Source organism: Maribacter sp. PR66, from assembly GCF_028464205.1.
Classification (GTDB): Bacteria; Bacteroidota; Bacteroidia; order Flavobacteriales; family Flavobacteriaceae; genus Maribacter; species Maribacter flavus.
The window spans coordinates 96,330-113,451 of record NZ_JAQPCH010000010.1; the positions used below are offsets into that span (position 1 = coordinate 96,330).

Here is a 17,122-nt window from a genome sequence, read left to right on the forward strand (position 1 = left end):
TCAAAGATTCATATCTTTGAGAGCAACCATTAAACAAATTGAACATGAAAAAAGTAGTTTTTATGGTGTCCTTCGTACTCATGGGATGCTACGCGATGAACGCACAGGATATTACGAGGTTTGGGGCCAAAGCCGGATTGAACCTTTCAACATTGGGAGGGGATGCACTCTATAGTTTTGACCCAAAGGCGGGATTTCATTTGGGCGGGGTTTTGGAGATTCCATTTAGTGACAATATTATCATTCAACCGGAAGCACTTATTTCCTTACAGGGAAGCGGTGGTTTTTTTCAGGACGATTTGAATTTTTGGTATTTGAATATTCCCGTAATGGCCAAGTATAATGTGTTCGACGAACTGTACATTGAGGCAGGGCCTTACTTGGGTTTGATGTTGTCAAATAACCTCGATGGAAATACCTTTGTGGGCGGACAGACCTTTGATCAGACAAACGGACTTGACTTAGGTTTGGGCATAGGTGCCGGGTATCGTCTGGATGAAAATTTCTACCTTCAGGCACGGTATTCTGCTGGGTTGATCAATGCCATTGAGGACCTAAAGACCAAAAACAGGGTATTTGCACTTTCCGTGGTGTATTTTTTATAAGGACAAAGTCTATTTTTAGATGGCCGAAGGACTTCCTTCGCCTTTTTTTGTCCCAAGAAAAATCAAACATTTTTGGGTTTGGAACTGAATCCAAAACCTTCATTATTCCCTTTTTTACCACCATTATTTTATCTGTCACAACTTAAAATTAGTCAATTGTTAAAATGGAGTTAAGTTTAACGCTTAATCAACAAACAACAACAATGAAAGGATTGCTTACGATTTTGTTTTTACTGGGAATAGGGCACTTAGGTAGTGCGCAGTATGTTGACAGAACAAATTTTAGGGCAGGTCTGGTTGGTGGTATCGTGGTAGGCGACTTTTCTGAAGCCTATAGCCTAAACCTAGGTTTGGATATTTACCACCACTGGGGTGTTTCCCGGGAGATTGACTTGGGTCTTACTACAGGATTTATGAATGCCTTTGGAGAAAAACAAACCATTTCTAATGGTAGTATATCTGTAGAAACGGAATTTGATAATTATCAATTTATTCCAGCGGGTGCATCGGTACGTATTTATCCAACTTCAGGCTTCAAATTTGGCGCGGATGCTGGGTTTGCTATCGGCTTAAACGAAGGCAATGACGGTGGATTTTACTACAGGCCGTCCATTGGTATCGATTTAAGCGGGGGTTCCTCAGAATTGAATATATCCTATATGTCCGTTACGGACAATGTAACTTTTGGTACTGTGCTTTTGGGGTATTTGTTCCTGTTTTAAAAGTTTCTGGAAAGAATAGATATCAAAGTGGTATTCATGGAATGCCACTTTTTTTGTTCAAATAATTAGTACTTTTAGTGGCATGAAGCTAATAATCATCAATGGTCCCAATCTAAACCTAATAGGGAAAAGGGAACCCGAAGTATACGGTCACAAAACCTTCGAGGATTACTTTTCAGAACTGCAATTTCGCTTTAAGGAAGTGGAATTGGAGTATTTTCAATCCAACATTGAAGGGGAGCTGATTACCAAGTTACAGGAGGTAGGTTTTGAATACGATGGCATCGTTTTAAACGCCGCGGCCTATACGCACACTTCGGTTGGATTGGGCGACGCCGTAAAGGCCATAATTACACCTGTTGTTGAGGTGCATATTTCCAACACGTACAATCGGGAGGATTATCGGCATGTTTCCTACATTTCCCCTGGGGCAAAAGGGGTGATATTGGGCTTCGGACTTCAAAGTTACGATTTGGCCATCCGCAGTTTTTTATAAAATCAAATCCGTAAAGTCGATCCAAGAGCACCTAGTTTTTCGTACATAATTAAAAATTATGCTATGAAAAATTTATTTCCCCATTTAACCCTTATTCTTATAGTTCTCCTTTCATCCTGCAGTAATTCCGATGATATAAATCCTGCACCGATCGAGGACGAAAGCATATCAATAGTAAATGCCTTTCCCAATCTTTCCTTTTCAAGGCCCTTGGATTTGCAAAGTCCCAATGATGATACCAATAGGATTTTTGTGGTGGAACAAAGGGGTACCATAAAAGTTTTTGAAAATGATACCGATGTTGCTGATGCCACCACCTTTTTCGATATAAGTGGCAGTGTCACCAGTTCCGATGAACTGGGGTTGTTGGGCCTTGCCTTTCACCCTAATTTTGAGGAGAACGGCTTCTTTTATGTTTGTTATACGCCATCGAGCAGTTTAAGCGTGGTTTCCCGTTTTAAAGCGATGGATAACAACCCAAATATCGCCGACCCAAATAGCGAGACCTTGTTGTTACAAATTCCCCAACCTTATACAAACCATAATGGGGGCCAGCTTGGATTTGGTCCTGACGGGTATCTGTACATTGCATCCGGGGATGGAGGTTCTGGCGGAGACCCGGATGGGAATGCACAAAATTTGGAAAACCTTTTGGGTGCAATCATGCGTATCGATGTTGATAATACGGATACCAATTTGAACTATTCCGTACCAAACGACAACCCCTTCGTTGCTACTCAAAATGCCCGACCTGAAATTTATGCCTATGGCCTTCGAAATCCATGGCGCTTTTCTTTTGATACCCAAAACGGTAATTTATGGTCCGGTGACGTAGGCCAAGGCGAAAAGGAGGAAATCAATATTATAGAAAAGGGAGGTAATTACGGATGGAATATCCTGGAAGGCACATCTTGTTATAATGCCCAGGAGTGTGATTCGGCCGGAACCATAGCACCAGTTTTCGAGTATGGTCATGGAAACAATGACCGTTCCGTAACCGGTGGATATGTGTACAGGGGAAGCTTAAATCCCTCTCTGAACGGTTATTATATATATGGGGATTTTATTTCGGGCAGGATATGGGCTTTGGACAATGTATCCGGTGCTACGCCTACAAACAAGTTATTGTTTGAAACCAATTTGCCCATAGCCTCCTTTGGAACGGACCAGGACAACGAACTATATATTTGTAGTTTCGATGGTAAAATTTACAAGATCGTAGAACAACGTCTACCGTAAATATTTTTCCTCCACATAAAAAGTGGCAAAAGGAAGAAGTGAGGCGATTCCAAAAATTGCCAATCGTTTAAAGCCCCATTTTTTGGTGTAACAAACACCTATGGCCAATAGTATAAAGGCGATGAACAAAAAGCCATGCGCATACCCCACCCATTTGTTCGGTTCCGGGATTTCCGCCCAATATTTCAAGGGCATGGTTACTCCAAATAGGGCCAAATAGGATATTCCTTCTAAAATGGCGGTGATTCTAAAGGCTTTGAGCATACCAAAAGAAAAATTAAAGAGAAGCGAAGTGCAAGGGCACTTCGCATTTCAAGTTATTTATAAGTGAATTACCTCGTCGTAGGCATCCGCCACCGCCTCCATGACCGCTTCGCTCATGGTTGGGTGTGGGTGTACCGCTTTTAAGACTTCGTGACCGGTGGTTTCCAGTTTTCTGGCCACTACCGCCTCCGCAATCATGTCGGTCACACCTGCCCCGATCATATGACAACCTAGCCATTCACCATATTTGGCATCAAAAATAACTTTCACAAAACCGTCTGAAGCTCCTGAGGCTTTTGCTTTTCCGCTTGCGGAGAAGGGGAATTTGCCAACCTTGATGTCAAACCCTTTTTCCTTGGCCTGTTTTTCCGTAAGTCCTACGGAAGCAATTTCAGGGCTGCAATAGGTACATCCGGGGATGTTTCCATAATCCAAGGGTTCTACATGCATTCCAGCGATTTTTTCAACACACAGTATGCCTTCTGCCGATGCGACATGCGCCAAGGCCTGTCCAGGGGTAACGTCCCCAATGGCATAATATCCAGGGATATTGGTCTGATAATAATCGTTTACCAAAATCTTGTCCCGGTCCGTAGCAATACCAACCGTCTCCAGACCTATATTTTCTATGTTTGTTTTGATTCCAACGGCGGAAAGGACGATGTCCGCTTCCAAAACCTCTTCACCTTTAGATGTCTTTACGGTCGCTTTTACACCATTACCGGAGGTATCCACGGATGTTACTTCCGCAGAAGTCATAATTTTTACTCCCGCCTTTTTGAAACTGCGCTCCAATTGTTTGGAAACGTCTTCGTCCTCAACGGGCACTATGTTGGGCAAGTATTCGACAACGGTAACTTCGGTGCCCATGGAATTGTAGAAATAGGCGAACTCGATACCAATGGCCCCACTTCCCACAACTATCATTTTCTTTGGCTGCTCTGAAAGGGTCATGGCTTCCCTATAACCGATTATCTTCTTTCCATCTTGTGGCAGACTGGGCAATTCCCTGCTACGGGCCCCAGTTGCAATTATGATATGGTCCGCACTATATTCAGTTTCCTTACCATCTTCGGATGTTACCGAAACTTTTTTACCCGGTTTCAAGGTACCAAAACCGTTTATAACCTCTATTTTATTCTTTTTCATCAAGAATTGAACCCCTTTGCTCATTCCATCGGCAACACCTCTACTTCTTTTGATAACGGCTCCAAAATCCTTATCCACACCTTCTGCTTTGAGACCGTAGTCCCCGGCGTGCTGTAGGTATTCGAATACTTGAGCCGACTTCAACAATGCCTTGGTTGGTATACATCCCCAATTTAGACAGACACCTCCTAGGTTTTCCTTTTCAATAATGGCGGTCTTAAAACCTAATTGGGAAGCTCTAATTGCGGTAACATAACCACCTGGTCCACTACCCAGAACAATGACATCAAAAGTGCTCATATAAATTTCTTTTTGAGGTTGAAAATTGAGGTGCAAAAATACAAAACCAAATCGGAATTCTGACCTTGAAGAGAAATAAAGAAATTCTAAAAGCCTACTTGTTTAAAGTAGTAGTCATTAGGGTATTTCGAAATTTATAGGTTATTGTAAGGACTAAAAAACCTAAAGGGTATCTTCCCATTTATTCAATTCCAAAGCCTTTGTCAGCGCCTCGAAGAATTATTCCATTGTGGTATTTGGACCTTGCTGATTAATTTTCGGATACTATTATTTTATCTAGAAAAAGACATATGTAAGGTGCCGCATTTTTGGTAATTTGGTATTCTTTAAAATTATTTGTTCTCTACAAAATTTAAGGCCACTCCGTTAATGCAATGTCTTAGACCCGTTGGGGCAGGGCCGTCCTCAAATACATGGCCCAAGTGCCCACCACAAGTGGCACAGTGTTCCTCGGTTCTTTTGTATCCAATCTTGTAATCGACATCGTACCCAACATTTCCCTCAATCTCTTGATAAAAACTGGGCCATCCAGTGCCTGAATCGAATTTTGTCTCGCTTTTGAAAAGTGGTGTGCCGCACCCTGCACAGACATAGGTCCCCTTTTTCTTGTTATCCAGAAGCTCACTGGTAAAGGGATTTTCTGTGGCCGCTTTCCGTAGCACATAAAATTCGGCATCCGTAAGTTCGGCCTTCCATTCCGCCTCCGTTTTTTGGACCTTAAATTCCTTCGTTTTTTCTTGGCCCTTATCTCTGGCCGTATCTTTTTCCTGTGAAATGCCTTTGCAGCTTGTCATTACCACTAGGACCCCTATTAAAACTGTAAATTTCATTTCATTATTTTTTTGGTGAATAATCGTGTCTTTTTACTGTTCGCAAGAATTTGCTTGCACCTACATTGGGTCGCTAATTGGATGGATTCCTTACAAAGATAGGATACAAATAATTACAGGTTCGTTAAGTTTTTCTAAATATATTAAATTAAAAAACCCCGATAATTAGGGGTTTATATCTATATTATTGGCATTTATTTTAAAATCACTTTTTGCACATCCTTTTCGGTGACGCCAAGTCTGCCCATTACGGAATGTATGTTGCTAAAATCCAATTTTCCGCTCTGTGCAGCTTCGGCAGGTAAAACGGCTATCCTAAATACTTGGTTGTCTGTATCGCCGGGCAGTAGGGTTACCAAATCAAAATCGGCCTCTAAGAAGATACTCACGTCAAAAAACGTATAATCATAATTGTACTGTAGTAGGCCTTGGTCGATGATTCTGGTTTGCGGCATTAACCTCCATATGTCTACAGGATCGCCATTGCCATCCTCGGTTTGGTCCCATAACAGGTACACCAAAACAACATCGGTTTCAAAAACCTCTATGGATTGCGGAAACTCATAGAATATGGAATATTCGTTTCCAGCATCAAAAGTACCTTCAATGTCGATTACTTTGCCTAAGATGTTTATTCCGTCTTGGCCATCGACACCGTCACGACCGTCACGACCGTCCAAACCATCGAAACCCGGAGGGCCTTGGGGTCCTTCACAGGCCATAAATAAAAATGCCAATATTGTACTGAATAAAATTGTTGCTTTTTTCATGATATTTAATTTTATTGGTTCACCATTATTAATTTAACCAAGTTATTCAAAAAGCGTTCCATTTTTGGTGTTTACATAAATATCCTTTTGATAGAACCAAATTTTTTCGCTTGATTGACAGTCCGTAGTCCTCTATAATATCAAACCAAAGGAGTTAAATTTTGTTTCTGGATTTGTCTTCAAAACATTTCTCGTTAGATTTTAACGTAAAGTTGATTAGATTTACAGGAAAACCAAAAGCTCGCATATGTCCAAAGTAATACCACATTCGCTATTTACGGATTTTGATATAAACCTTTTTAAAGGCGGTAAGCACTATAGGTTATATGATAAATTGGGATCCCATATCATAGAATTGGACGGTATTGAGGGTACCTATTTTGCCGTTTGGGCCCCTTCCGCGAAATCCGTATCGGTCGTTGGGGATTTTAATTATTGGAATGCAGATGCACATAGATTGAACGTACGATGGGATTCCAGCGGTATTTGGGAAGGTTTTATCCCAAAGGTTGGAAAAGGAGCTATCTATAAGTATAAAATCCAGTCGCACAATAATGACATCTGGACAGAGAAGGCCGACCCATTTGCCCGTTTGTGCGAGCATCCCCCAAAAACGGCCTCCATCGTTTGGTCTGCCGATTACAAGTGGATGGATTCCGCTTGGATGGGCTACAGGAAGGACAAAAACGGATTGGACAGGCCCTATTCTGTTTACGAAGTACATATTGGTTCATGGAAAAGGGATGCAAGCAATAATGTGCTTAGCTATAAGGAATTGGCCAAGGAACTGGTCTCCTATGTAAAGGAAATGGGCTATACCCATGTGGAGTTTATGCCAGTGATGGAATATCCGTACGACCCCTCTTGGGGATATCAATTAACGGGTTACTTTGCCCCAACTTCCAGGTTTGGCACCCCTGAGGAATTTAAGTTTCTGGTCGATGCTTTCCATCAAAACGATATTGGGGTCATTTTGGATTGGGTACCTTCCCATTTTCCCGAAGATGCCCATGGATTGGGCTTCTTTGATGGTTCTCACCTGTACGAGCATCCGGACAGAAGAAAGGGCTACCACCCAGATTGGAAAAGTTTGATCTTTAACTATGGCCGAAATGAAGTACGTGCCTTTTTGATCAGCAATGCACTTTTTTGGCTGGATCAATACCATGTGGATGGCTTACGGGTAGATGCCGTTGCCTCCATGTTGTACCTGGATTATTCCAGGGAGGACGGCGAATGGGAACCCAATATGTATGGCAACAACGAGAATCTGGAGGCCATGTCCTTCATAAGGGAACTCAATCAAGAAGTGCAGGCAAGTTTTCAGGGATCGGTCCAGACCATAGCGGAAGAATCAACGGCGTTTTCCGGTGTATCCAGGCCGGTGGAATACGGGGGTCTTGGTTTTGGGATGAAATGGATGATGGGCTGGATGCACGATACCCTCGAGTATTTCAAGAAAGAGCCAATTTACAGAAGGCACCATCAGAACGACCTTACCTTTAGCATGACCTATGCGTTTACCGAGAACTTTATGCTGCCATTTTCACATGATGAGGTGGTCTATGGCAAACAGTCCCTAGTTTATCGTATGCCTGGGGATGAATGGCAACGCTTTGCCAACTTAAGACTGTTGTTTGGATATATGTTTACGCATCCGGGGACCAAATTGATGTTTATGGGCGGGGAATTTGGCCAGACAGCGGAATGGAACTTTCAGAACAGTCTGGATTGGCACTTGTTACAATACCAGGTGCACGCGGGCGTACAGCAATTTGTAAAGGACCTGAACGCACTGTATAAGAGCTCCCCGGCCTTGTACGAAAAGCAGTTTAGTCCGGAAGGCTTTCAATGGATAGACTATGGGGACCATGAGAACTCCGTGCTTACCTACATCAGAAAGGGTCATGATGCCGAAAACGACCTTGTTATCGCCTGTAATTTTACCCCGGTGGTCAGGGAGAATTACAGAATCGGAATGCCAAAAAAAGGGAAGTTGAAAGAGGTATTGAACAGTGATGATGTTAAATACGGTGGAACGGGCAAAGTAAATCCCAACATTAAGACTTCGAACAAACCGTGGCACGGTCATAAAAAATCGGTGGAGATTACAATTCCTCCCTTGGGTGTAGTAATCATGAAATAACGCCGATTAAAGGAGGCAATCTTTTCGGTATATTTTTAAAATAAAGTTTTTTAAGTTATCCGATATTGTTCTTCTTTTGCGGATATCAATAACCAAAATGATATGATTACGAATACGGAACTGGAATATAAAGGAAATTTATATCCCAATCATATAGTCGAATTTAAACAGGACAACGACAAGCTATATTTTACCACGGAAAACGGAGTAATCCTTCAAGTAACTATTTTACGCGGCAGCGTACTGCGGTTCAGATACGCAACAAACCATGTCTTTGAGCCCGATTTCTCCTATGCCATAGACGAAGAGGCATCGTTGGGATATAGTGTCCTGGAAGTGACTGAAAACGATACCGAGTATTTGGTAAAGACCGCCAGGTTACAGCTTTTGGTGGATAAAATGTCCCTACGCACCCAGATCTCAGACCTCGATGGAACTATCATCAATGAGGACGAAGCAGGCTTCCACTGGGAGGAAAACTATGAGTATGGGGGCAATACCGTAAAGATGAGTAAAATGACCCCTACCGGTGAAAGCTACTACGGTATGGGCGATAAATCCACCCATAGCAATTTAAAAGGAAAACGGGTGGAGAATTGGGTGACGGATTCCTATGCTTACGGGAAGGATCAGGACCCTCTTTATAAAGCAATACCTTTTTACATTGGATTAAATAGGGGAAGGGCCTATGGCATCTTTTTTGACAATAGCTTCAAGACGCATTTTGACTTTGCCTATGAGAAAAGAACCGTTACGAGTTTTTGGGCGGATGGGGGCGCCATGGACTATTATTTCTTTTATGGTCCGGATATGTCCACGGTCGTTTCGGCCTATTCCAATTTAACGGGTACCCCGGAGCTGCCGCCTCTGTGGGCCTTGGGCTTTCATCAATCCAAATGGAGCTATTACCCGGAAAGTAATGTGAAGGAAATTGCAAATCAATTTAGGGAGCACAAAATCCCTTGTGACGCCATTTATCTGGATATCGATTATATGGATGGTTTCAGATGTTTTACATGGGACAAGAACCATTTTCCCGACCCAAAAAGAATGATTTCCGAATTGGAGCAGGACGGCTTCAAGACCGTTGTGATGATAGATCCAGGTATCAAGATCGATCGCGATTATTGGGTGTATCAAGAGGCCTTGGAAAACGACTATTTCTGCAAACGTGGAGACGGTCCCTTGATGCACGGGAAAGTCTGGCCAGGGGAATGTAATTTCCCGGATTTTACAAATCCTGAAGTCCGTGAATGGTGGGCAGAACTTTATAGGGAATTTATGTCGGACATTGGGGTTCATGCCGTGTGGAATGACATGAACGAACCCGCCGTTATGGAGGTTCCCAGCAAAACCGCTCCATTGGACACTCGTCATGATTACGATGGATATCCCTGTACCCACAGAAAGGCTCACAATGTGTATGGAATGCAGATGGTAAGGGCTACCTACGAGGGTGTCAAAAAGTATGTATATCCCAAAAGGCCATTTGTAATAACCAGGGCAGCTTTTGCAGGGACTCAAAGATATTCTTCAACCTGGACAGGGGATAATGTTGCTACTTGGGAGCATTTATGGATTGCCAACGTTCAGGTGCAGCGTATGTGTATGAGCGGCTATTCGTTTGTGGGTTCGGATATTGGTGGATTTGCAGAGCAACCCAATGGGGAGCTTTTTGCACGATGGATCCAATTGGGCGTTTTTCATCCCTTCTGTAGGGTGCATTCCAGTGGTGACCATGGAGATCAGGAACCTTGGTCCTTTGGTAGTGATATTACGGATATCGTTCGAAAATTTGTGGAGATACGATATCAGCTATTGCCCTATCTATATACGATGTTTTACAAGTATAGCAAAGATCATATACCCATGCTTAAGCCCTTGGTGTATTACGACCAAGAGGATACCCAGACACATTTTAGAACGGATGAGTTTATCTTTGGAAACCAAATATTGGTATGTCCTATTCAGGAACCCAATGCCCAAGGTAGGAGAATGTATTTTCCAAAAGGAAAGTGGTATGATTTTTGGACCCAAGAATGTTTGAATGGAGGTAAGGAACGTTGGGTGACCGCAGAACTGGATATGATCCCCATCTATGTTAAGGCCGGTGCCGTAATACCAAAGTATCCCGTTCAGCAATATGTTGGTCAGTTAAAATTAAAGGAATTGGTATTGGAAACCTATTTTACGATTGGGGTAGAGACTTCTGAGGTTTATGAGGATGCACAGGATGGATACGATTATAAAAAGGGTAGGTATTCATTGCGGAACTTTAAATTGACGGGAAAGGAAAAGTCTTTGACCATCCAACAATTCAAGGACGGTAGCTTTGTAACTGGATATGAAAAATTTAGGTTCAATATCTACGGACTGCCTTTTAAAATTGGTAAAGTGCAGGTGGACAATGAGGAAGTAAATTTGAAAACTGTACGTTCCAATGGGGACAATTCCATGCTCATCGACAAAAACTTTACGCTTTTGCACATAACCTCGAAATAATAATTTTGTAATTTTCGCAACATAGTAAAACACTAAAACCATGAATAGAATACTTTTGATATTGACCCTGTTTCTGGCAGTCTCTGCCTGCAAGGTCAATCCTTTTACGGGTCAGAAAACATTGAATTTTTATCCCAATAGTCAAATTTTTCCAATGGCCTTTGCCCAGTACGACCAGTTTTTGGGTGAAAACAATGTAGTTAAGGGAACTTCCGAGGCACACATGATTACCAGGGTGGGACAAAGAATTTCCTCGGCCGCGGAGCGATGGTTGTCGGCCAACGGATACCCAGGGTATTTGAACGATTATAAATGGGAGTACAACCTGGTTAAGGACGAAACCGTAAACGCCTGGTGTATGCCCGGTGGTAAAATTGTATTTTATACGGGAATATTGCCCATTTGTGATGGGGAAACCGGTGTAGCGGTGGTTATGGGACATGAGGTTGCACACGCCTTGGCAGACCATGGAGCCCAGAGAATGAGTGCGGGTACTTTGCAGCAATTGGGTGCGGTCGCTGGAAATATAGCCATTCAGGATCCCCAAAAAAGAAATATGTTCAACCAGGCATACGGTATAGGTTCCCAATTGGGAGCTATGTTGCCCTTTAGCCGAAGCCATGAAACCGAAGCAGATCGTATCGGATTACAGATTATGGCCATTGCAGGGTATGACCCCTATGAAGCCGCTGAGCTTTGGAAACGAATGAAGGCACAGAGCGGGGGACAGGCGCCACCGGAATTTATGAGTACCCATCCGTCTAACGATACCAGAATTAACAACCTAACGGCTTGGGCTCCTGAAGCAGCGGCAGAAGCCGCTAAATTTGGGGTGACCAGTTTCAAATAATACATACTTTTTATTGTATATTCAGGCCGTTCTTTTGAACGGCTTTTATTTATGGGCACCGCCAAAGGGTATAATGCCCCGATGCTTGCCGAGAAATTTATACTTATTCCAATAAATGCATCATGGGCTTGGCCCGAGTTAGTTTACAAGAATGGCAAGAACCTTGGTCTTAAAGGGAAGCAAAAAACTGTTGAACGCTTGGGCTTTCTATGATTGGGCCAATTCCGTTTATAGTTTGGTTATCTCATCAGCCGTTTTCCCCATATTCTACGGAGCACTTTTTAGGGTGGCCGAGATAGAAAAGGTGACCGTCTTTGGAGTAGAAATCGCAAGGGCTCCACTAATTAGTTATACCACATCCCTGGCCTTTGTATTTATAGCAATAATCACCCCTTTGATTTCGGGCATTGCGGATTATATTGGTAACAAGAAAATATTCATGAAGTTCTTTTGCTATATGGGTGGTCTATCCTGCATTGGCCTCAACTGGTTTTCCCTAGAGAACATCTATTTTGGATTGCTTTGTTACTTTTTTGGACTTGTAGGATTTTGGATAAGCTTTGCCATCAACAATTCGTATTTGCCTGATGTGGCCTATCCGGAACAACAGGATGCCGTTAGTGCGAAAGGGTTTTCCCTAGGATATATTGGGAGCGTTCTTCTTTTGTTGGTGAACCTCGCCATGGTGATGAAACCAGAAGTTTTTGGAATCACTTCCGATGATGGTGGAGTAGCCGAAATCAAGGCCATGAAATATTCTTTTGTCTCGGTTGGGTTCTGGTGGATACTTTTCGCACAATATAGTTTTTACTATTTACCCAAAGGTAATAAACGTGAAGGGGCTCGAACCAATGTTATCCTGAACGGATTTAGGGAGTTGAAGGGTGTCTGGCACCAATTAGGGAATCAAACCCGATTAAAAAGATATTTAGGGGCTTTCTTTGTATACAGTATGGCCGTACAGACCGTTATGTTGATCGCGACCTATTTTGGCGAGGAGGAAATAGGTTGGGGTTCGGATGCTGAACGCACCACAGGTTTGATCGTGAGTATTCTGGTCATTCAACTCGTGGCCATTCTTGGGGCCTCGGTAACGGCATGGGCCTCAAAGAATTTTGGAAATATAAAAACGCTTATCGTGGTAAACGCACTTTGGGTCGTCATATGTGTATATGCGTATTTTTTGATTACACCGACCGATTTTTATATTGCTGCCGGATGCGTAGGATTGGTCATGGGCGGCATTCAGGCCCTGTCCCGTTCCACCTATTCCAAGTTCATTCCTGAAACCAAGGATACCACTTCCTTTTTTAGTTTTTACGATGTTGCCGAAAAAATAGGTATTATCATAGGAACTTTCCTTTATGGTTTTATCGCCCAATTTACCGGCAGTATGCGTAATGCCATTTTTTTCTTGGGAATATTTTTCCTGGTGGGTATGTTGCTACTTACAAGGGTGAAACAACTAAAAAGACCCCTTTGATTAGAGGCCTTTTCAGAGTTGTTGATTGTTCGCTATTTGATTTTATCCTTTTGAAACGTCCCCGGAACCGGAAGTTTTCGTGTCTATTTTCTCAGGATTTCCGCGGTAGGTAATATCCCCTGAACCGGAAACCCTTGCTTTTAACATCTTATTGGCCGTTACCTTTATGTCAGCCGAACCTGAAACGGTAGCATCCACATTATCGGCATCCATATCAAATGCCTTGATATCTCCGCTCCCAGAAATGGTTGCCTGAAAATCCTTAGTGCTACCGCTCAATGTGATATCCCCTGATCCCGACATACTTGCGCGTACGGAGTTGGCATCCACATCCAAAGTAATGTCACCAGAACCTGACATGGCCGTTTCCAAATTGTCCGTTTTTATTGTGGTCTTCCCTTCAATATCCCCAGAACCGGAGAGTGCAATGGCATCAATACTTTCAACGGGTACGGTTATTGTTATACCATTTTTCCAAGAAGAAGGCTTTAAGTTGACCCCTTTTTCGGTCTTAATTTCCAATTTTCCGTTTTTCACTTCTGTAATAATGTATTCCAATAAATTCGATTCTCCCGTAAGTGTCAATTTACCTTCATTTCCCTCTACCAAATGTACATCGAACCAACCCGATACACCAATGGCATCATAGTCGCTGGTAGTTCTATCGATAGTAACCTGGTCTCCGTTACCGTTAATTCTTTTGCCCCATTGTGCAGAGCAGGAAACTGTCATGGCCAAAACAATGGCTAGTGTTGTGATTTTTTTCATTTTTTAATTGATTTTGAACTGAACATCGTTCAGCTTTTGATTGATATTAATTTTTGGTAAAACTGATGCTGCCGTAATCGCTATTTAAGGTAATCATATTTCCACTTCCCTTACTTCCATAATACCCTTTATAGTGCTTGGAGGTTGATTTTTCCTCACTGATATTGATAACAAAATCGTCTTTTCCGCTCACACCTGCATAGCTAGTGGTAATATCAAAATCGAAATGATAATTGGCGTTGTAACCAATTTTTACCCCTGTATAATCTGATCGTATATTGACATTCCCTGCATCTTCGGACAATTCCTCAATACGTATGGAACCATAGTCTGATGCTATATCCACATTACCGTGCACACTTCCCAATTTTACGGTAATGTAGTCACCGTTTCCTTGAATATTCCGCACGTTTCCAACTTCCATTTTTCCATAATCACTGCTATAATCCAAATTTTCCATCTGGTCTATTTTGGTGTTGGTATAATCCGCGATTACTTTTAGGTTTCCGGCCTTTTCAACGGTAAATCCAGAATAGTCCGCCCTGATTTCGCCACTGTTCATAAATCCTATGGTGGAATTAGAGGTGTAATCAAAATTCAACTGATTGTTTCTACCCCGTAGTTCCCCAATTTCCAGCCTTCCATAATCACAACTAATCTTTGCATGGCCGTCTATTCTGTCCAATATTATGGATCCGTAGTCATTGTCAAGATTTATACTGTTTTTGACGGGAAGCTTAATGGTGTAATTGATCTGCATGTTTACATTGTTGTTTCTGCCCCAGTTCCAGCCCCAACCATTTTTATTATCGTTGAATTCCGTTTTTGCGGAGACCATGGAACTGCTTGCATCGAAAGAAACAGATATCTCATCCAGTTTTTGTTGCACTTTTTCCTCGTTGTTACCGTTGGTCTTAATATGGACTTCGATCATGACCCTATTTTCGTTCCACGAGGTAATATTGAGATTGCCGTAGCTGTTGTCTACCTTTAAAAGAGCATCGGCATTTACATTAAACTCCTTTTTTATGGTCTTTTCCTTTGTGTACTTTCCGTTTAGTTTTCCACCGTTATCGGCCAATAAAAAAGCCGGGCAAAGCAAAAGTATAACTAGGCCGTATTTAAATAGTATAGTTCGCATCATCGTAATTTTTTAAATTTTTAATTGTTTCAATTTGATTTAGAACATCGTTCAATAAATCGATTCTTGTTTGGAAATTGGTTATCATAGCACTGAGGATCAATTTGCTGTTACCCCCGTTTAACAACTCATTCTCCAACATTTTATAGTCCTGTTCCAGTTTTTTAAGCTGGTCCATGGTGTCTGAAATTATTTTTCTTGTTTCAGGGGTTTCCTCAGCTTCCAACTCCTTTACTTGCTGCTCGATGAGACTTGCAAAGTAAAACTGGGTATTGGCAACCTCGGGTGAAATCTCGGCAACTTGTTCCTCTATGGATTTGTTCAGGTCTAACCGGGGGTACACCAAAGCGACCATAAGGGCCAAGGAGGCCGCTATGGACAAGGGCTTCCACCAGTTGAATTTAGTTTTGGCCGTTGAAACGGTGCCATTAGATTGGTTCAGTTTGGCCAAAAAACGTTCTTGGTGTCCCAAAGCTGGTTCTTCCGTATCAAAACGGCCTTGAAGTGTTTTGAACAGATCCTCTAGATTATCTTTTTCCATCAGTTCGCAATTAATAATTCTTTTCTAAGACTTTCCTTTGCCCTGGAAATGGTGGTCCTACAATTGGCATAGCTCAAATTCATTATGGAGCTAATTTCCTCGTAGTCGTACCCCTCGATCAAATGTAAGGTCAAAGAAATTCTGTAATTGTCCTTTAAGCGTTTCATGGTTTCCATTACTTTTTGAGCCTTTTGTTCGGCAAACACATGATCCGAAGCAATTCCGTCATTATCTTCGACCTTGTACATTAAATCTTCCAGCGCAACTTCATTCTTTTTCAGTTGCTTTTTGTAATGGTAAATACTGTTGTTCACAACGATTCTTTTCAGCCATGCCCCAAAAGTAACCTCGCCTCTAAATGTATCCAGTTTCGTAAACGCGTTCAAAAACGATTCCTGCATAATGTCTTCGGCCTCCGCACTGTGTTTTACGATTCGTAAAGCCGTGTTGTACATGGCTTTGTAATACCGATTGTAAACCTCCAGTTGCGCACTTTGTTTACCTTCCTTGCACGATTGCAATAAATCATCAATATGTACCTTACTTTGGCTCAAAAAGTGATTGGTTTGTCTAAGAGATGATCCAATTTACCCATTGTTACAGTTTTGGCCGAAAAGTTTTTCTAACTTGAGCGGTATTTATGCTTCATCAATTTTTAGTTTATGACTGAAAGAGAAAAAATGCTTCAGGGCCTGCTTTATAATTCCCGGGATCCGGAATTATTGGAAATGTATTTCCGTGCCCGAAGATTTTTGAAGGAATTCAACAATTTGGATGCTGAATTGACCGAGGAAAAATATCGGGTGTTGTCTAAACTTTTTAAGAGTATCGGCAAGGGAGTATGGATAGAATCTCCTTTTTTCTGCGATTATGGCAACAACATATCCATTGGCGATGGCACTTTTGTGAACATGAACTGTACCTTTTTGGACGATAATGCCATCAGTATCGGTCAGAATGTGCTCATCGCGCCTTATGTGCAGATTTATACTGCGTCACACCCGTTGAAGGCTTCGGACAGGATAGTTGAAAATTCGGATGGTGCTTCGTACGTTACTTCAAGTATGCCCGTTACTATAGGGGACAATGTATGGATAGGCGGTAATAGTGTTATCTGTCCCGGGGTTGAAATTGGCCATAATGTTACCATTGGTGCAGGAAGTGTAGTTACCAAGAGTATTCCAAACAATGCGGTTGCCGTTGGTAATCCGTGCAAGGTTCTGAGAGAGCTATAATGTTTTCTAATCCCAAACTTCTATCGTTATTTGTTATAGGTATGGCATAGGAATTGAAATATAGAGGTGAAGTAAAGACTA

At 42.1% G+C, this 17,122-nt stretch carries 17 protein-coding genes; 9 read left to right on the top strand and 8 right to left on the bottom strand.

Translation table 11 applies throughout. The features are described 5' to 3' along the window. Positions 1-44 precede the first annotated feature (44 nt). From PP181_RS15585 to PP181_RS15600, 4 genes are all read left to right on the top strand, one after another. On the top strand, positions 45-605 hold the full coding sequence (locus PP181_RS15585) for a porin family protein (protein ID WP_272637774.1): 561 nt from the start codon (positions 45-47) through the stop codon (positions 603-605). Positions 606-808: 203 nt separating this feature from the next. After that, positions 809-1,327 (top strand): hypothetical protein, encoded by a 519-nt coding sequence (locus PP181_RS15590; protein ID WP_272637775.1) that lies wholly within the window; start codon positions 809-811, stop codon positions 1,325-1,327. 82 nt (positions 1,328-1,409) lie between these two features. Next, a complete protein-coding gene (locus PP181_RS15595; RefSeq protein ID WP_272637776.1) occupies positions 1,410-1,823 on the top strand; it encodes a type II 3-dehydroquinate dehydratase in 414 nt (137 codons plus the stop codon). A gap of 63 nt (positions 1,824-1,886) precedes the next feature. After that, positions 1,887-3,062 carry a PQQ-dependent sugar dehydrogenase gene (locus PP181_RS15600; RefSeq protein ID WP_272637777.1) on the top strand — a complete coding sequence of 392 codons (1,176 nt, stop codon included), beginning with the start codon at positions 1,887-1,889 and terminating at the stop codon, positions 3,060-3,062. Here PP181_RS15600 and PP181_RS15605 read toward each other — a convergent pair. The 4 genes from PP181_RS15605 to PP181_RS15620 form a co-directional block, all read right to left on the bottom strand. Then, complete coding sequence (locus PP181_RS15605) at positions 3,054-3,326, bottom strand: DUF3817 domain-containing protein (RefSeq protein WP_138259190.1); 273 nt, start codon at positions 3,324-3,326, stop codon at positions 3,054-3,056. The two genes, PP181_RS15600 and PP181_RS15605, sit on opposite strands and share 9 nt — an antisense overlap. Before the next feature lie 57 nt (positions 3,327-3,383). Then, on the bottom strand, positions 3,384-4,775 hold the full coding sequence (gene lpdA / locus PP181_RS15610; RefSeq protein WP_154918632.1) for a dihydrolipoyl dehydrogenase: 1,392 nt from the start codon (positions 4,773-4,775) through the stop codon (positions 3,384-3,386). A 332-nt stretch (positions 4,776-5,107) separates the two neighbouring features. Further along, positions 5,108-5,605 carry a peptide-methionine (R)-S-oxide reductase MsrB gene (msrB, locus tag PP181_RS15615; RefSeq protein WP_154918633.1) on the bottom strand — a complete coding sequence of 166 codons (498 nt, stop codon included), beginning with the start codon at positions 5,603-5,605 and terminating at the stop codon, positions 5,108-5,110. A 194-nt stretch (positions 5,606-5,799) separates the two neighbouring features. Then, the gene (locus tag PP181_RS15620; RefSeq protein WP_272637778.1) at positions 5,800-6,375 is read right to left on the bottom strand and encodes a collagen-like protein; all 576 of its coding nucleotides are present in this window, start codon (positions 6,373-6,375) and stop codon (positions 5,800-5,802) included. Between the two features lie 247 nt (positions 6,376-6,622). Between PP181_RS15620 and glgB the strand changes: the two genes are divergently transcribed. The 4 genes from glgB to PP181_RS15640 all read left to right on the top strand — a co-directional run bounded on the left by glgB (position 6,623) and on the right by PP181_RS15640 (position 13,356). Next, positions 6,623-8,521, top strand: coding sequence for a 1,4-alpha-glucan branching protein GlgB (gene glgB, locus PP181_RS15625; RefSeq protein ID WP_272637779.1), 1,899 nt, complete (start codon positions 6,623-6,625; stop codon positions 8,519-8,521). 102 nt (positions 8,522-8,623) lie between these two features. Beyond that, on the top strand, positions 8,624-11,023 hold the full coding sequence (locus tag PP181_RS15630) for a glycoside hydrolase family 31 protein (RefSeq protein ID WP_272637780.1): 2,400 nt from the start codon (positions 8,624-8,626) through the stop codon (positions 11,021-11,023). 40 nt (positions 11,024-11,063) lie between these two features. Continuing rightward, complete coding sequence (locus PP181_RS15635; protein WP_154918637.1) at positions 11,064-11,873, top strand: M48 family metallopeptidase; 810 nt, start codon at positions 11,064-11,066, stop codon at positions 11,871-11,873. A gap of 151 nt (positions 11,874-12,024) precedes the next feature. Further along, positions 12,025-13,356: an MFS transporter gene (locus tag PP181_RS15640; RefSeq protein WP_272637782.1), complete on the top strand. Its 1,332-nt coding sequence runs from the start codon at positions 12,025-12,027 to the stop codon at positions 13,354-13,356. A gap of 42 nt (positions 13,357-13,398) precedes the next feature. On the opposite strand, the gene PP181_RS15645 is transcribed toward PP181_RS15640, so the two are convergent. Genes PP181_RS15645 through PP181_RS15660 form a run of 4 tightly spaced genes read right to left on the bottom strand, consistent with a single transcriptional unit; the run spans position 13,399 to position 16,360 of the window. Further along, the gene (locus tag PP181_RS15645) at positions 13,399-14,124 is read right to left on the bottom strand and encodes a head GIN domain-containing protein (RefSeq protein ID WP_272637783.1); all 726 of its coding nucleotides are present in this window, start codon (positions 14,122-14,124) and stop codon (positions 13,399-13,401) included. Between the two features lie 46 nt (positions 14,125-14,170). Beyond that, a complete protein-coding gene (locus tag PP181_RS15650; protein ID WP_154920210.1) occupies positions 14,171-15,265 on the bottom strand; it encodes a hypothetical protein in 1,095 nt (364 codons plus the stop codon). Then, a complete protein-coding gene (locus tag PP181_RS15655; RefSeq protein WP_154918640.1) occupies positions 15,246-15,806 on the bottom strand; it encodes a hypothetical protein in 561 nt (186 codons plus the stop codon). The genes PP181_RS15650 and PP181_RS15655 overlap by 20 nt, the downstream gene beginning before the upstream one ends. After that, entirely contained in the window at positions 15,806-16,360 is a 555-nt protein-coding gene (locus PP181_RS15660; protein WP_154918641.1) for an RNA polymerase sigma factor, read from the bottom strand. Before PP181_RS15660 ends, PP181_RS15655 begins: the two co-directional genes overlap by 1 nt. 108 nt (positions 16,361-16,468) lie before the next feature. On the opposite strand from PP181_RS15660, the gene PP181_RS15665 reads away from it, so the two are divergent. Further along, on the top strand, positions 16,469-17,041 hold the full coding sequence (locus PP181_RS15665) for a sugar O-acetyltransferase (RefSeq protein ID WP_154918642.1): 573 nt from the start codon (positions 16,469-16,471) through the stop codon (positions 17,039-17,041). Positions 17,042-17,122 lie beyond the last annotated feature (81 nt).

Coding starts and splice junctions, on each gene's coding strand:
- PP181_RS15590 (WP_272637775.1), top strand. CDS start 809: ATGAAAGGATTGCTTACGATTTTGTTTTTACTGGGAATAGGGCACTTA.
- PP181_RS15595 (WP_272637776.1), top strand. CDS start 1,410: ATGAAGCTAATAATCATCAATGGTCCCAATCTAAACCTAATAGGGAAA.
- PP181_RS15645 (WP_272637783.1), bottom strand. CDS start 14,124: ATGAAAAAAATCACAACACTAGCCATTGTTTTGGCCATGACAGTTTCC.
- PP181_RS15640 (WP_272637782.1), top strand. CDS start 12,025: ATGGCAAGAACCTTGGTCTTAAAGGGAAGCAAAAAACTGTTGAACGCT.
- PP181_RS15620 (WP_272637778.1), bottom strand. CDS start 6,375: ATGAAAAAAGCAACAATTTTATTCAGTACAATATTGGCATTTTTATTT.
- PP181_RS15650 (WP_154920210.1), bottom strand. CDS start 15,265: ATGCGAACTATACTATTTAAATACGGCCTAGTTATACTTTTGCTTTGC.
- PP181_RS15585 (WP_272637774.1), top strand. CDS start 45: ATGAAAAAAGTAGTTTTTATGGTGTCCTTCGTACTCATGGGATGCTAC.
- PP181_RS15655 (WP_154918640.1), bottom strand. CDS start 15,806: ATGGAAAAAGATAATCTAGAGGATCTGTTCAAAACACTTCAAGGCCGT.
- PP181_RS15630 (WP_272637780.1), top strand. CDS start 8,624: ATGATTACGAATACGGAACTGGAATATAAAGGAAATTTATATCCCAAT.
- msrB (WP_154918633.1), bottom strand. CDS start 5,605: ATGAAATTTACAGTTTTAATAGGGGTCCTAGTGGTAATGACAAGCTGC.
- PP181_RS15665 (WP_154918642.1), top strand. CDS start 16,469: ATGACTGAAAGAGAAAAAATGCTTCAGGGCCTGCTTTATAATTCCCGG.
- lpdA (WP_154918632.1), bottom strand. CDS start 4,775: ATGAGCACTTTTGATGTCATTGTTCTGGGTAGTGGACCAGGTGGTTAT.
- PP181_RS15635 (WP_154918637.1), top strand. CDS start 11,064: ATGAATAGAATACTTTTGATATTGACCCTGTTTCTGGCAGTCTCTGCC.
- glgB (WP_272637779.1), top strand. CDS start 6,623: ATGTCCAAAGTAATACCACATTCGCTATTTACGGATTTTGATATAAAC.
- PP181_RS15600 (WP_272637777.1), top strand. CDS start 1,887: ATGAAAAATTTATTTCCCCATTTAACCCTTATTCTTATAGTTCTCCTT.
- PP181_RS15605 (WP_138259190.1), bottom strand. CDS start 3,326: ATGCTCAAAGCCTTTAGAATCACCGCCATTTTAGAAGGAATATCCTAT.